Source organism: Paenibacillus ottowii (assembly GCF_006874425.1).
GTDB classification, from domain to species: domain Bacteria; phylum Bacillota; class Bacilli; order Paenibacillales; family Paenibacillaceae; genus Paenibacillus; species Paenibacillus ottowii.
On sequence record NZ_VIJZ01000009.1, the window covers coordinates 217,885 to 232,717 of the forward strand.

10 protein-coding genes and 5 tRNA genes are annotated in these 14,833 nt (G+C 43.9%); 3 read left to right on the plus strand and 12 right to left on the minus strand.

Annotation, left to right across the window (positions count from 1 at the left end; translation table 11 throughout):
- The first annotated feature begins 40 nt into the window (after positions 1-40).
- The 3 genes from FKV70_RS20550 to FKV70_RS20560 all read left to right on the plus strand — a co-directional run bounded on the left by FKV70_RS20550 (position 41) and on the right by FKV70_RS20560 (position 2,782).
- Complete coding sequence (locus tag FKV70_RS20550; protein WP_142614083.1) at positions 41-721, plus strand: response regulator transcription factor; 681 nt, start codon at positions 41-43, stop codon at positions 719-721.
- A complete protein-coding gene (locus tag FKV70_RS20555; protein WP_142614085.1) occupies positions 714-1,817 on the plus strand; it encodes a sensor histidine kinase in 1,104 nt (367 codons plus the stop codon). Before FKV70_RS20550 ends, FKV70_RS20555 begins: the two co-directional genes overlap by 8 nt.
- 338 nt (positions 1,818-2,155) lie before the next feature.
- A complete protein-coding gene (locus FKV70_RS20560) occupies positions 2,156-2,782 on the plus strand; it encodes a L,D-transpeptidase family protein (protein ID WP_244310796.1) in 627 nt (208 codons plus the stop codon).
- Positions 2,783-2,977: 195 nt separating this feature from the next.
- On the opposite strand, the gene glmS is transcribed toward FKV70_RS20560, so the two are convergent.
- The 12 genes from glmS to FKV70_RS20620 all read right to left on the minus strand — a co-directional run bounded on the left by glmS (position 2,978) and on the right by FKV70_RS20620 (position 14,830).
- Positions 2,978-4,810 carry a glutamine--fructose-6-phosphate transaminase (isomerizing) gene (glmS, locus tag FKV70_RS20565; protein WP_063212534.1) on the minus strand — a complete coding sequence of 611 codons (1,833 nt, stop codon included), beginning with the start codon at positions 4,808-4,810 and terminating at the stop codon, positions 2,978-2,980.
- Between the two features lie 630 nt (positions 4,811-5,440).
- Complete coding sequence (glmM, locus tag FKV70_RS20570) at positions 5,441-6,781, minus strand: phosphoglucosamine mutase (protein WP_063212533.1); 1,341 nt, start codon at positions 6,779-6,781, stop codon at positions 5,441-5,443.
- Between the two features lie 60 nt (positions 6,782-6,841).
- Positions 6,842-8,308: a CdaR family protein gene (locus FKV70_RS20575; protein WP_142614087.1), complete on the minus strand. Its 1,467-nt coding sequence runs from the start codon at positions 8,306-8,308 to the stop codon at positions 6,842-6,844.
- Complete coding sequence (gene cdaA / locus FKV70_RS20580; protein ID WP_013373237.1) at positions 8,305-9,138, minus strand: diadenylate cyclase CdaA; 834 nt, start codon at positions 9,136-9,138, stop codon at positions 8,305-8,307. The genes FKV70_RS20575 and cdaA overlap by 4 nt, the downstream gene beginning before the upstream one ends.
- Positions 9,139-9,359: 221 nt before the next feature.
- Positions 9,360-9,983 (minus strand): zf-HC2 domain-containing protein, encoded by a 624-nt coding sequence (locus FKV70_RS20585; protein WP_064797326.1) that lies wholly within the window; start codon positions 9,981-9,983, stop codon positions 9,360-9,362.
- A gap of 150 nt (positions 9,984-10,133) precedes the next feature.
- Complete coding sequence (gene sigW / locus FKV70_RS20590; protein ID WP_058712327.1) at positions 10,134-10,700, minus strand: RNA polymerase sigma factor SigW; 567 nt, start codon at positions 10,698-10,700, stop codon at positions 10,134-10,136.
- Positions 10,701-10,891: 191 nt separating this feature from the next.
- Positions 10,892-13,684 carry a phosphoenolpyruvate carboxylase gene (ppc, locus tag FKV70_RS20595; protein WP_142614090.1) on the minus strand — a complete coding sequence of 931 codons (2,793 nt, stop codon included), beginning with the start codon at positions 13,682-13,684 and terminating at the stop codon, positions 10,892-10,894.
- A 724-nt stretch (positions 13,685-14,408) separates the two neighbouring features.
- Positions 14,409-14,479, minus strand: a tRNA-Gly gene (locus FKV70_RS20600).
- Between the two features lie 9 nt (positions 14,480-14,488).
- Positions 14,489-14,562, minus strand: a tRNA-Pro gene (locus tag FKV70_RS20605).
- Positions 14,563-14,582: 20 nt separating this feature from the next.
- Positions 14,583-14,659 (minus strand) — tRNA-Arg (locus FKV70_RS20610).
- A 5-nt stretch (positions 14,660-14,664) separates the two neighbouring features.
- A tRNA-Gly gene (locus FKV70_RS20615) sits at positions 14,665-14,739 on the minus strand.
- A gap of 10 nt (positions 14,740-14,749) precedes the next feature.
- Positions 14,750-14,830, minus strand: a tRNA-Leu gene (locus tag FKV70_RS20620).
- Positions 14,831-14,833 lie beyond the last annotated feature (3 nt).

The following is a 14,833-nucleotide window of genomic DNA, read 5'->3' on the forward strand; positions in this document are numbered from 1 at the left end:
AACCTAATTTACCAAGTCAAAAAAAGAAGGAGCATCGGTAATGAATACAATCCTTGTTGTGGATGATGATTCCGAGATTCGGGATGTTATTCATGTATATCTACGCAATGAAGGATACCAGGTGATTGAAGCGGCTGATGGTGAAGAAGCCCTGGATGCTATAAAGACAACATCGATTCAACTGGTTATCCTGGATGTTATGATGCCACGAATGGATGGGATCAAAGCATGCCTAAAAATAAGAGAAATCTCGAATATTCCGATTATTATGCTGTCAGCCAAAGAAGAAGATATTGATAAAATCAACGGGCTGACTACCGGGGCCGATGACTACATGATCAAACCGTTTAATCCGTTAGAGTTGCTTGCTCGTGTCAAAGCACAGCTACGGCGTCAATCATTAATAGGAAAAGAAGAATTTAATTCCCTTATCCTTATTAAAGACCTGGTGATTGATAAGAGTAAACATTCGGTAAAGTTAAAGGGAAATGAAATTTCGCTGACTCCTCTGGAGTTTTCGATCCTGATTTTGCTTGCTAGCCACCCTGGACAGGTTTTTAGTTCGGAGCACATTTACGAAAGTGTATGGAAGGCGCCGTATGGGTTCTCTGATAACACTGTAATGGTTCATATTCGTAATTTACGAGAAAAGTTAGAGCAATTCCCAAGAGATCCTCAGTATATTAAAACGGTGTGGGGGGTTGGCTACAAAATTGAATGAGCATATACAAAAACCAAAACGAAAAAAAAGCATTCAGGTCAACATTTTAATCAGAATGGTGCTGAGTTTAATTATCGCAACTGCTATAAATAATATTCTCAGTCTAATTTTCTTGAAAATTAGTAGTGTCATGCGATGGGAGTGGTTTCGCAATTTTTTTCCTTATCTTCTTACCCCCTTATTTACGGTCATGTTTATTATTACTTTTTTAGTTTTGACACGACGAATCGTTAGAGACTTAATTACATTGGAGCAAGGGCTTCAGATTATTTCCGAAGGTAATTTACATTATCGGGTACCTGTTGTTCGACAAGATGAACTTGGGCGGGTGGCGCTCAACATCAATCGAATGACAGAACGCTTAGAGCAACAGATTGTAAGAGAACGTGAAGTAGAAAAATCCAAGATGGAAATGATTACTGGCATTTCTCATGACTTGCGTACACCTTTGACTAGCATTATCGGCTATATTGAACTTTTGAGAACAGACTCATATCAAGATAAAGACGAATATACGCGCTTTGTTCAGAACACCTATAACAAAGCGATTCATTTGAAGAAGTTGCTGGACGACTTGTTTGAATATACACGGCTGACTTCAGTCGATACCCACTTAAATCTGAGGAGAATCAATTTATTCCAACTTTTGGACCAATTGCTATTCGAGTTCGAACCCATTGCGCAGGAAAACGGTGTATATATCGTGAAGGAAATCGGTGACTCCCCGATCTTCACCTCCGTTGACAGCGATAAAATGGCCAGAGCAATCGATAATCTTTTGATGAACGCCTTAAAGTATTCCTTGAAGCCGGGAGCCATTTACATTCGAATGAAAACGACCCCCGAGCAAATTACGATTGAGGTCGAAAATAATGGTGCTCCTCTTACTCAAGATCAAAAAGAGAAGCTGTTTGATCGTTTTTATAAGGTTGACCATTCTAGAAGTAGCGAAGGTATCCAAGCAGGCGCAGGACTGGGGCTTTCCATAGCAAGAAATATTGCTGAGTTACATCAGGGCACCTTAACGCTCAATCATACCAATAACACCTTTATATTTCAGTTGAACTTGCCTGTAGATAGAAGCTCCAATCAATAATTACTAAAGAGCACGAAAAAATATAAAAAAAGCGACTGCCATCGTTGAAGTCGCTTTTTTCATGCTTTTGTATAAATGATGCAATCACTAAATGGCTTATTCTCGCACCATTAGAGTTTTTGAAATTCATGTTTTCTGTCATAGGAATAGACACAGACTGTTAGGTAAAAAATAAGGTTGTCCGGTAATCCACCAATTAGTAAGTTACATAGTAATATGCTTTTCTCTGCCCTGCTACCTTAAATACGGAATGGTGATAATAATTGAAGCAAAGCATGCATTCACTTCCTTTTCGAATTGTCGTACTGTTTTCGATCCTTTACTTGTCCGCTCTTTCCATGGGTATAATCGTACATGCCGATCCGTCATTACCGATCGTATCTGAACAAGGAGTTTACGCCATCGAAGTTTACCCTCGGCAGCACCGACTTTTTGTTCGTGCCAATGGCAAAATAGTGAAAAAGTATTCGGTCGCTGTTGGCAATCATTCAACCCCTACACCCATTGGGGAATATAAAATAGTATACAAGGGGGAAAACTGGGGAGCGTCTTTTGGTCCGCGCTGGCTTGGATTAAATGTACCTTGGGGATATTACGGCATTCATGGAACAAATAGACCATATTCTATTGGACAGCATCAAAGCCATGGTTGTATTCGAATGTGGAACCACGATGTCATGGAATTATACAATCTGGTCCCTCTAGGCACAAAAGTGACCATATATGGCCATGTATTAGGGGAGTCTGATCGAGATCCAAAGGACTTGGCAGAAGGCGACGTCGGAGGCGCTGTGCAATTGATTCAATCTCGCTTGAAGAGCGCAGGTTACTTCAAAGGAATTTGCAACGGAAAGTTTCTCTCTGATACTACCGCGGCCTTAAAACGATATCAGCGCGATCACCAGATGCCACCAACTGGCGTCGTCACGATAAACGAATATAAGGAATTGGGGTTAGTAGAGTAATACTTAGAAAGAAATCAGGAAGCAGACAATTAAATAGTCTACAACTTTATACCCCGCTTTGGACTACATCTATAATGGCTTGCGTACCGCCCTACCCGGCTAAAAAGCTTCCTTGTTGTTCAACCCCATTGACAGAGGTTTCTAACTTAAAAAGCCCGATGATACTTGCTCATCGGGCTTTTGTTAAGATACTCTTTATTCTACAGTAACACTTTTCGCCAGGTTACGTGGTTTATCAACATCATGGCCCAGTGCAAGGGATGCGTAGTAAGCCAACAGTTGGAGAGCTATAACTGAAATAGCAGCTGACAGGATCGGAAGTGTTTTTGGAATTGCAAATACTTGATCCACGGATTTCAGTAGCTCAACAGCATGCTCTTCATACGTGATTGCAAGCACGTCACCGCCACGAGCTTTAACTTCCTTTATGTTGCTCACGGTTTTTTCCAACACAGATTCCTGAGTTACCAAAGCGATAACTGGAATTCCCTCTTCGATCAATGCCAGTGTTCCATGCTTCAGCTCACCAGCAGCATATGCCTCGGAATGAATGTAGGAGATTTCCTTAAGTTTCAGGGAACCTTCCTGTACTACAGCATAGTCCTGACCACGACCAATAAAGAACAGGTGCTTGTTGCTAGCGATTTGCTCAGCATAGGCTTTGATCGCATCTGCTTTACCCAACATCTCTTCAACTTGCTCTGGCAGTGATTCCATAGCAGCCAGCACATGAGCTACTTGCTCATCCGTTTGTGTGCCGCGTACTTGAGCCAGATACAGACCCAACAGATAAAATGCAATCAACTGGGAAGAATACGCTTTGGTGGAGGCTACGGCAATTTCCGGCCCTGCCAGTGTAACCAATACGTCATCTGCATCACGGGCGATGGAACTGCCAACTACGTTTGTAATCGCCAGTACATGTGCCCCGTTGGCTTGTGCTTCACGCAGTGCAGCCAGGGTATCAGCAGTTTCACCGGATTGACTCACCACGATCACCAAGGTCTCTGGTGTCACGATTGGGGAACGGTAACGATATTCGGAAGCTACATCGTTTTCTACTGGAATACGAGCAAGACTTTCGATCACCGTACGGCCAATCAAACCAGCATTGTAAGCTGTACCACACGCTACAATTTGAATATTGCGGATATTTTTAATTTGTTCTTCGGTCAGCTTCAGCTCTGGAAGAACAACTTTTTTAGTGCCTTTATCGATACGGCCCAACATCGTATCACGGTAAGCCTTAGGTTGTTCATGGATTTCTTTCAACATGAAATGCTCATAGCCGCCTTTTTCTGCTGTTACAGCATCCCATTCGACATGAATCATTTCCCGAGAAATAAATTGACCTTCGATTGTCATTAATTCGACAGCATCACTAGTCAGAACAGCCATTTCGCCATCATTCAAAATAAATACATTGCGTGTATATTTCAGAATAGCCGGAATGTCGGAACCAATAAAGTTCTCGCCTTCTCCCACACCAATAACCAGCGGACTGGCTTGGCGAACAGCTACCAGCTTATTAGGCTCGTGCTCAGTCAGCACTCCCAGTGCAAAAGCACCGCGCATAAAGGTAATTGCCTTTTGTACTGCTTTAACAATATCCCCTTTATACTCACGAGCAACCAGATGGGAAATGACTTCTGTATCCGTTTCGGAAATAAAGGTATGACCTTCGCTGATCAGCTGTTCCTTCAATTCCAAATAGTTCTCAATAATTCCGTTGTGAACTACAGAAAACTTTTGGCTCTCATCCAAATGAGGATGGGAGTTTTCATCAGAAGGCTTACCGTGTGTTGCCCAACGTGTATGCCCGATACCTGCATGGCCTACCAACGGCGTACCATCCAGTTTAGCTTCCAGATTCGCCAGACGACCTTTCGCCTTGGCTACTTGCAGTCCTGCATCTGTAAACACGGCAATACCCGCAGAGTCATACCCCCGGTACTCCAGCTTCTTCAGTCCGTCAATCAATACCTCTTGCGTATTCTGATTACCAATATATCCTACAATGCCACACATATTCGTTATCCTCCCGATCATCATTTCACAAGACGACTCATCACAGGATTAACGTGTGCGGTAGATTGTGGAATAAAGTTCATTCATCTATGAAGTTGTCAATGATAACTATAAAATTTACAGGCATCTCTTCACGAATGTAACGAAATTCCCAAACCGCGCACGCCAATGATGATGGCCGCACATTCATGAAATGAATCTTATAATTTAGATTATAAAATAATAAGGGCATCTACCGGTGCGTTGTGTAAACAGTTGCCTGTTCATTTTCCGCTGCCGGTTTACGGGTTGATGCTTCACCGGAAGGTCCCCGCCGAATGTTTCGAACACCTTCACCTCGTCAGCTTACTTTGTCGTGAACTGATAGCGGCAATATCATCTCATCGGAATCTATTGCTTCTCCACCAAGTTCCCCCGCACAAAATCAAGCTCTGGCGCTTGTATTACGTTACCTCACAATCCTCGCTTTCTCTATTTGAGTCACAACATCCCTATATTATATTCAGCAGAGCATCATTTGGCAATGACACTTTATTCATAATTAAACCCTACAGGCAATGAATCGTTAATGAATAACCGCAAACGCGGTTGCCTGCTTAGGTTTAACAGGCAACCCACGTTTACAAAATTTTAAACTAATTCTTTTTTCACGACGTCTACGATCTGTCCGACGAATTGCTCCAGTTCATCCTTATCCGGGCCTTCGGCCATCACACGAATAAGCGACTCTGTACCTGAAGCACGGACCAATACGCGCCCATTATCGCCCAATTGTTGTTCCACCTGCTCAATGGCTTCTGCAATCGCAGGATTCCCCTCATAATTGCGTTTGTCCTGCACACGCACATTTACAAGCACTTGCGGATATTGTTTCATAAGCGATTTTAGTTCACTCATCTTCTTGCCGGAAGCTTTCAGCGTATCTACTAGTTGTATCCCCGTCAGCATGCCATCACCTGTCGTGTTGTGATCCAGGAAGATAACATGACCAGACTGCTCACCGCCCAGATTGAATCCACCCCGTCGCATTTCTTCCATCACATAACGATCTCCAACCGCGGTTTTTGCAGTCTTAAGAGCTAGTTTTTCAGTAGCTTTGTAGAAACCGATATTACTCATTACTGTCGAGACAATAGTGCTATCCTTGAGTTTGCCAGCGCGGTTCATTGCGTCTCCGCAAATACAGAGAATGTAGTCTCCATCTACCTCTTCCCCGTTTTCATCAATTGCGATCAGGCGGTCGGCATCCCCATCAAAGGCAAGCCCAATATCCGCTTTCAAGCGAAGCACTTCTTCTTTCAGCTTTTCAGGATGAGTCGAGCCGCAATGGTCATTGATATTCAATCCGTTTGGCTCCGCGCCGATCGTGTGCACTTCAGCTCCCAAATCCGCAAAGAGTTTCGGCGCCAATTCATAAGCTGCTCCGTTTGCACAGTCCAATACTATTTTTAAGCCTTCAAAAGAATGGCTAATTGTTGTTTTCAAAAACTCCAGATAATCATAGCGGGAATGCTCGTCTACAACGACCGTGCCCAATCCGCTGCCAATTGGACGAGGCAATTGGTCTTCTTTTGCATCCATGAGCTCTTCAATTTTCAATTCCGTTTCATCGGTTAATTTGAACCCATCGCCGCCAAAAAACTTAATCCCGTTGTCCTCAACAGGATTGTGGGATGCCGAAATCATTACCCCAGCGTCCGCTTTCAATTGTCGTGTGAGATAGGCCACCCCAGGCGTCGAAACAATACCTAGACGTACCACATTAGCCCCGATAGACAACAAACCGGCTACTAATGCCGACTCCAACATCAGTCCGGATATCCGTGTATCCATGCCAATAACAACTGTTGGTTTCTCTACATTACCTGCTAAAACATATCCGCCGCAGCGGCCAATACTATATGCCAGTTCAGCTGTAAGTTCCTGATTAGCAACGCCTCGTACACCATCTGTACCAAAATATTTCCCCATGTAAAATGACTCCCTTTTTTTGTCTAATAAATCTTGATCCTTTACTACAGATAAAACATGTTATGGCTGACTGCCCTCCGAGGTTCCAGTCACAGAAGATTCTGCGCCGTTATGAGGACTAGTTTTATCCTCCGCAGCTGCGTTGTCCCCGGTATTAGCGTCAGAGTTACCACCTTGATTGCCTTGCCCCTCCTGTGGCCTCTCCTGCCCCTTATCACCACCAGAGGGGTTTGATTCATTCTCACTGTTCGGATTCGTTACAGCAGGTGTAGAAGGGCCCTCAATGTTTACCGTTGCTTTGAGTTGGCTGGCATTCCCGACTTGCGTAATGTATTTGGGCAAGCCTACTTTCAGAGTAACCTCGTGTTGACCAGCGGAGAGGCCACTTATATTTGCCACCAAACTAACGTCATCATTGGTTAAGTTGTTTACCAGATCCTGCGGACCCTTCACAGTAACATCCATCGTCTTGCCTGCGGGTGCTGTAACAGTCGCATTCGCTCCATCTCCTGCACCTTGTAAAACAATTGGGATGCCTGACAGCGTCCGTTCCGTGTCTGTAACTTCATTGGAAGGAACGACGGTCACCTGAATTTGTATTGACCCTGGCTCGATTTTATCAGAACCTGAGGGAGCTGCCAAATTAGCTTGAACCGCGCGGGTCCCCGCTTCCGTAAATTGACTTAGATCAAGTGTTGCCGTCACATAAGAGCTGAGACTGCTTAGTACATCCTGTGATGCATATACTGCTGCTTCTTTCACGTTCGCGTTTACTTTTGAAAGCGCTAATCCATCAGGTAATTCCCCAGAATATACTATTTTGACAGGCACAGACTTCGCCTGCTGAGTGACCGGGATTTCAACAGCCACAGTGGATGGCTCTATGACCGCACCTGTGAGTTCCTGTCCCTTTTTGTTATAAGCCTTCAGTTTTACACGTTTCTGTTCAAACTTTTCTGAGATACCATCCGTGTTCACAGCCCCTTGTACCACAGTGACGGTATTCAACTGGCTTTTGGGTAAAGTCACCTTTACCGTTTGAGGAGTTATCACAGGCTTTCCAAGCTGTAGCCCCGCATCCGGATTACCTTTAGGTAATATAGATACATTAAATGATTTCGTCTGTTTTTCCTCAATTGTTACTGTAACACGGTTAGGAGTCATCGATACCAATTCCACCCCATCCGGCAAATCCGGTTCAAGTGGTAATGTTTTTGTACCTGCTCCCAAGCCGTTTAGGTTTAGTTTGGCCTGATAATTATCCGCGAAAAAAGTAGTCAGGACAGATCGCTGTCCTCTGACCTCCATCTTTACATGATCAGTGTCCATCGTAGACAGCACATATTTTGATTCGTCCAGACCACTAGCCTGTATGGCCACATTATCAATTATTTTATTATTATAAGAAACGGTTAACGTAGACGAAGGTGTACCTGTATCCAGATGAACCATTCCCCACAGCATTATAGCAACCGCAAGCGCCAAAATCTTGGAAATCGTATTATTGTTAATCCATTTGTCCATCATGAATTTCCACGGCCTCCCCTCCGATTCCAGAATGAGCCGCGTTTTTCCTTCAAAGACGGTGTTGGCCGCAACTCCTCGTACAGCTTGGAGATTAGGGATTCTTCCTTAATGTCACGCACGACCTGTCCATTGATAGCCAACGAAATTTGGCCTGTTTCCTCCGATACCACGACGGTTACGGCATCCGTTACCTCACTGACCCCAATCGCAGCCCGATGACGTGTTCCCAACTCCTTGCTAATGAAGGGATTTTCCGATAACGGCAAATAGCAGGCCGCAGAGGCAATCTGTTTATTTTGTATAATCACCGCACCATCATGCAAAGGCGTATTGGGAATGAAGATGTTAATTAACAGTTCAGAACTAACTACAGCCTGTGTCTTGATACCAGACTCCGTATATTCGTTCAGCCCTGTCTCGCGCTCGAATACGACCAATGCTCCTATTTTTCTACGTGATAAATAATTCAGCGCCTTAATCATTTCTCCAATTAACTTATTGATTTCTTCATCATCTACTGACGAACGCCCAAATAGTTTACCACGCCCCAACTGCTCTAAAGCACGACGTAACTCAGGCTGAAAAATAATAAAAATAGCCACTACACCAAAGGTGAACATCTGATTCATCAACCACTTGAGCGTGTACAAATCAAACCAGGTGCTAACCGCCCAAATAACGACCAAGAACAGAATTCCTTTTAACAATTGAACTGCCCGCGTTCCGCGAACAAGTAAAATAAGCTGATACATAATGTAGGTTACGATCAAAATGTCGATAATATCTTTAATGGACTCTTTCCAAGTCAGGTCCGCAAAATAATCCAACATGCGCATGCCCCCGCAATTTTCTGTAGTGAGTGGGTGTAATATGTACACAGTATGCTCTCTCTATCTAGGTTATAACGATCAGGCTCGCGTTGCAAGCTGTGCGACAAAAGAACCTCCAAAATCAGTAAAATACAGTACAAATCTCCATCTTCATATACAAAAAAACGCCTTTTCCAGCGGAAAGAGGCGCTCGATATCGTTCTTGCCATTTGAAGCTTCTCTTAAGGAGAAGACGGTCCCCCGAACAAATCGGTAACCTTGTACCAAATCCAGTCCAAAGTTTGATCGATACTTTTAACCTGTCCTGCAATATGGGCGGTTGAAGCTTGATAGTAAGAGCCATCAATCACAGTAACATTTCCTTCCACATCACCGTATACACGGGCCTCACCATTTTGTACTGTTAAATCTCCGGCAATGGATTTTCCTTCAGGTACAATTACAGTATCGCCTTGAATCACAACTTGATCTAGATTGCTTCCTTTGACTACCAATTGATGATCCGTGCTGGAAAAGCTGGCCATACTTGAGCATATCACAATAAGGAAGAAAGCAGCGGCTGTTACAGCGGGATGCCTCTTCACCCAAGTTAGCATAGGCACCGCAGGTTGTCTTTTATGCGGCGGCAAAGCATTCATAATGCGAAATGTCAGCTCATCTGATACACACGGCACTTGATGATAGCGTGTACCGTAAAGCATCGCATCCGTCCGCTCCAGCTCTTTAAAACGCATGCGGCATTCCGGGCAGTCTAACAAGTGTTGTTCCAACTCATGTTTGTCCTGCTCAGACAGGTCGCCATCTAGATAGTCATGCATAAAAGAGACGGCTTGTTTGCAATCCATATGAGCCAATCCTTTCTAATATTCTTCCGTGTTTCTCAACATAACATGCTCCGGCTTAGAAACTTTGCTCATCTTACATACGTTACAACGGGCATTATGTTTCATAAAAACATCTAGGCAGGCACTTTTCCTAGAATGTATGCACATTATTTATAGCTTGTGCTCCAGTTTTTTGCGTAGAAAATCCCGTCCCCTGTGTACTCTTGTCTTAATTGTGGTAACTGGGAGATTGAGCACGTCGCTAATTTCCTGCAAGGAAAGCTCCTGCAAGTACCGTAAAACCATAATCGTCTTGTATTTATCCGGAAGACTGTCAATGGCGTCATGAATCAAAGCTTGCGTTTCCGACAACAGCGTACTCCCTTCAGGGGTAAGCTCATCGCTGGCAAGCATGGCGTACCCATCAACACCTTCCTGATCATTCATTTCAGCATCCAGTGAGTATGTAGGTTTTCTTCTTCGCAGACGATCAATGCACAGATTTGTAGCAATCCGATAAATCCAGGTTGAGAACTTCTGCCCATGGTCATACTTTTCCAAATTTCGATACACACGCAAAAAGGTTTCCTGCACCAAATCCTCCGCCTCATGACGATTACCTAGCATCCGGTAGGAAAGATGAAAAATCCGATCTTTATATAACTCGACTAACTCCGCAAAAGCTCGCTGATCACCTTTCTGCACCAGCCTAACCAAGCGGCTTTCCATATTATCCACTCTATACTCCCCCAGACTTGCTGATGGGTTACTTATTACATGTTTATGATTATTCATCGTAGTTTAATTTTATCCAGAAATCAACTGAAGTGGGGACACAGTTAACAAATACACCAGACATCACTATAAACACAGCACAATCGGGCACTCCAGAGAGTACCCGATTGCCTGTATCATCCAGCCACTCTATATCAGCCTGTATTTCTCAAGCCTGCGGCAATTCCGTTAATCGTCAACAGTACCTCACGCAACATTTCTGCGTCATCACCGTTCTGATTACGCAATTCGCGTAGCTCACTTAGCAATTGAACCTGCAAATAACTTAACGGATCAACATAAGGATTACGCAACCGGATAGATTCCTGAATAACAGGTACATCGTCCAAAATCTCGGATTGTCCAGTTATTTTCAGAATCAACTCAGATGTCAGCTTGAACTCTGCAGAAATCTGCCCGAATATACGTTTCCGTGCTTCTTCATTATCCGACATCCCGGCGTACTCCTCTGCAATCAGCAAATCGGCTTTGGCGATTGCCATTTGCAGTGTATCAATAAGTGACCGGAAGAAGGCAGATTCTCTAAACATTGTTTGCAGTACTTTAAGGTTCTCTTCATTGTTCTGATAGTAGCTTTGCAAACCTGTTCCTGCCGCATACCAAGCAGGTAGCAAGTAACGACTTTGGGTCCATGCAAAAACCCATGGAATGGCGCGCAAATCCTCAAAACGTTCACTATTCTTACGCTTGGATGGACGAGAGCCAATATTCAGCTCACCTACCTCAGGCAACGGTGTAGATTCTTTGAAGAACGTGAAGAAATCCGGGTCTCGGAAAATCAAATCCTGATACTTCTCCAGTGATACCTCGGAAATACGGGCAATAATCTCCTCCCAGCTTTCCTCGAACACTTCTTTCTTACCTGAACGATGATACGCAGCAGCCGTAATTAGCGCCGATGTCGCCTGCTCCAAGCTCCGATATGCGATCCCCTTGAGGGAGTAGCGGGATGATAGCACTTCGCCTTGCTCCGTAATCTTAATTCCTCCACCAATGGTATGAGGAGGCTGAGCCAAAATACTGCGATTAAGCGGCATTCCTCCACGCCCCAGCGCTCCTCCACGCCCGTGGAAGAACTTCACTTTTGCACCATACTCATTTACTACTTCTGTAATGCTATTCATAGCGACCCGAAGTTCCCAGTTCGCTGTAACCACACCGCCGTCCTTATTACTATCCGAGTAGCCGAGCATAATCTCCTGAAGCTCATCCATTGCGGCCACAGATTGTCGATACACAGGTAGGTTCATCAATCTTCTCATAATATCAGGCGCAGCGTGCAAATCATCAATCGTTTCGAACAAAGGAACGGATTGCAACGTACAGATGACAGTGCCATCCTTCTCGATGCGGAACAGGCCGACCTCTTTGGCTAACACCATAACCTCCAGCAAATCACTGGCTCCCTGAGTCATACTGATCAAGTAACTTGTGATGGACTGCTTGCCGAATTCCTCCTGAGCCAAATAAATCGTACGATATACATCAAGACATTCCTGTGTGCTATCGCTATATTTCAAATATGGTGAAGTAATCGGACGAGGTTCATTCAGCAGTTGTTCCAGCAGATCTATTTTTTCTTCCTCTGACAACTTACCGTAATCTGACACAATGTTCATTTTAGACAGAATTTCAGTCATCGCATTTTCATGCTCCTGGCTATGCTGACGCACATCCAGCGTAGCTGTATGAAACCCGAATAGCTCTACCTGACGAATCATCTTTTGAATATAGGTGTCTGCCACATAATCAGCAAAATGATGACGCAGGCTGTTGGCAATTACATTCAGATCTGCAATCAGCTCTTCCGCGGAACTGTAGCGCTCTTTGGTCCCCTGCTTACTTTCATCCAAAACGTTATTCACCTTGGCAATCATATATGCCAGTTTTATGCGATAAGGCTCTTTTTCATTATGCCATACTTCCATTTTTTTAAGTATGATGTGGGCACGGTCCTCTTCAATAGAAGCCAACAAATCATCAGAAACTCGTACAATGCTGGTACTGAAGCTCAAGTAACCCATGAGTTCCTTCAGTGTATGCTGATATTCTCTCAAAGCCAGCTTGCGCTGCATACGTAATGTTTCCCAAGTCACATGAGATGTAACAGATGGATTCCCGTCTCGGTCTCCACCGATCCAAGAACCAAATCTCAAATAAGTTGGAATGTGCCATTTTTGCTCAGGATAATATTTATCCAGACATCGTTCCAATTCTTGGTATACATCCGGCAATACATGAAACAAGGTCTCATGAAAATAATACATTCCATTTCTTACTTCATCCAATACTGTTGGCTTCCGATCACGTAGCTCATCCGTTTGCCACAGCGTAATTACTTCATTTAGCAAATTCTCCCGTACCTGTTCCCGCTCACGCAAAGTAAGCATCGGATTATCCAGCAGCATGACATCTTCGGAAATACGTTTGTGGATGTCCAAAATTACTCGCCGTGTTGCTTCTGTAGGATGTGCAGTCATGACCAGCTCCAAAGAGAGTTCATTCAGCATGTTGCTTACGTCCTCAGCGGAGAACCCTCCTTGTTTAAGCTCCTGAACAGAACTTTCAATCGAACCGGGTTGAACCTCTTCACCAGCGGAATGCTCATAATCCCGCTTACGACGTATACGATGGTTTTGCTCAGCGATATTCACCAACTGAAAGTAAATCGCAAACGCACGAATAACCTGGTGACGAATATCCGTATCCAGTCCACTGACCATTTGTTTGAAATTCTCGTATAACTCCGGCTGATACCCAGCACGTAACGATTTACTTGCCTCACGTATTTTCTCCACGATATCCAAAAGTTCGTTGCCACCCTGATGAACTAAGACCTCACCAAGAATATTTCCTAGAAAACGAACGTCCCGCCGTAGCAGATTGTTGGATTGGTTTTTGTTAGCGGTTAACGTAAGCTCAGTCATGCTTTTCCCCCCATCTGATCTGTTCCACATCATATTCAGTTGTAGCAAAGGTACTTATACACACGAAATTTGACACTTTCTTAACATCATACAATAAAAACGTATGAAAAGCTGCAAAATTTACAGCAAAAAGTCATTCTTTTTAAATACTTTTGCGGAGAATATGTTGGTATTTTATACAATAAAATGAAATTAATAAAAAACTGACTATCTACACTACAGATGTGTGAAACTTTATGCACAGTTTCTTGTAAGAAGTGTGATTTTAAAGGCACAAATTCTTGTGTCATGATGTGTATATGTTTATTAATTGTTGACAACATGAAATTCATTGAGCTCTATCCACAAAGATATGCACAAAATCAGCCATAATCTCAGTATTCTAGAGCAGCTACCCATAAATTTCTAGGTTTTACCCACATGAATAAAGAGGAGTGTGCACAACAAAAGAAGCAGATGGAAAGTGATCACCAAAGATTCGCAACATAATAATCTTAGGATTCCAATGTTCAATGGATTTAACACGAATTTAGCCTTTTTACAGGAAAAAGAGGGACGAAAGAGGGGAAATCCGAGTCTAAGGTGTTAGAAGCCTATTTAGAGTATGCACAAGTCATCCCCAACCGTGCATAACAAGAGGCATCATTTAATGGTCTATACACATAAAAGTTAATGTAATGTGGACAAAATAAAAAGAAGCCTTTCGGCTTCTAGGTAATCAGTAAGCGGGTGATGGGAATCGAACCCACGCTATCAGCTTGGAAGGCTGAAGTTCTACCATTGAACTACACCCGCAAATCAGTATCGGGATGACACGATTTGAACATGCGACCCCCTGGTCCCAAACCAGGTGCTCTACCAAGCTGAGCTACATCCCGATATTGTATTTTTTTAAAGATGGCGCGCCCTGAGAGATTCGAACTCCCGGCCTTTTGATTCGTAGTCAAACGCTCTATCCAGCTGAGCTAAGGGCGCAAATATGGAGCGGACGACGGGAATCGAACCCGCGACCCTCGCCTTGGCAAGGCGATGCTCTACCGCTGAGCCACGTCCGCAAAAACAAGATGCGCGTGGAGGGACTTGAACCCCCACGTCAAAGACGCTAGATCCTAAGTCTAGTGCGTCTGCCAATTCCGCCACACGCGCATA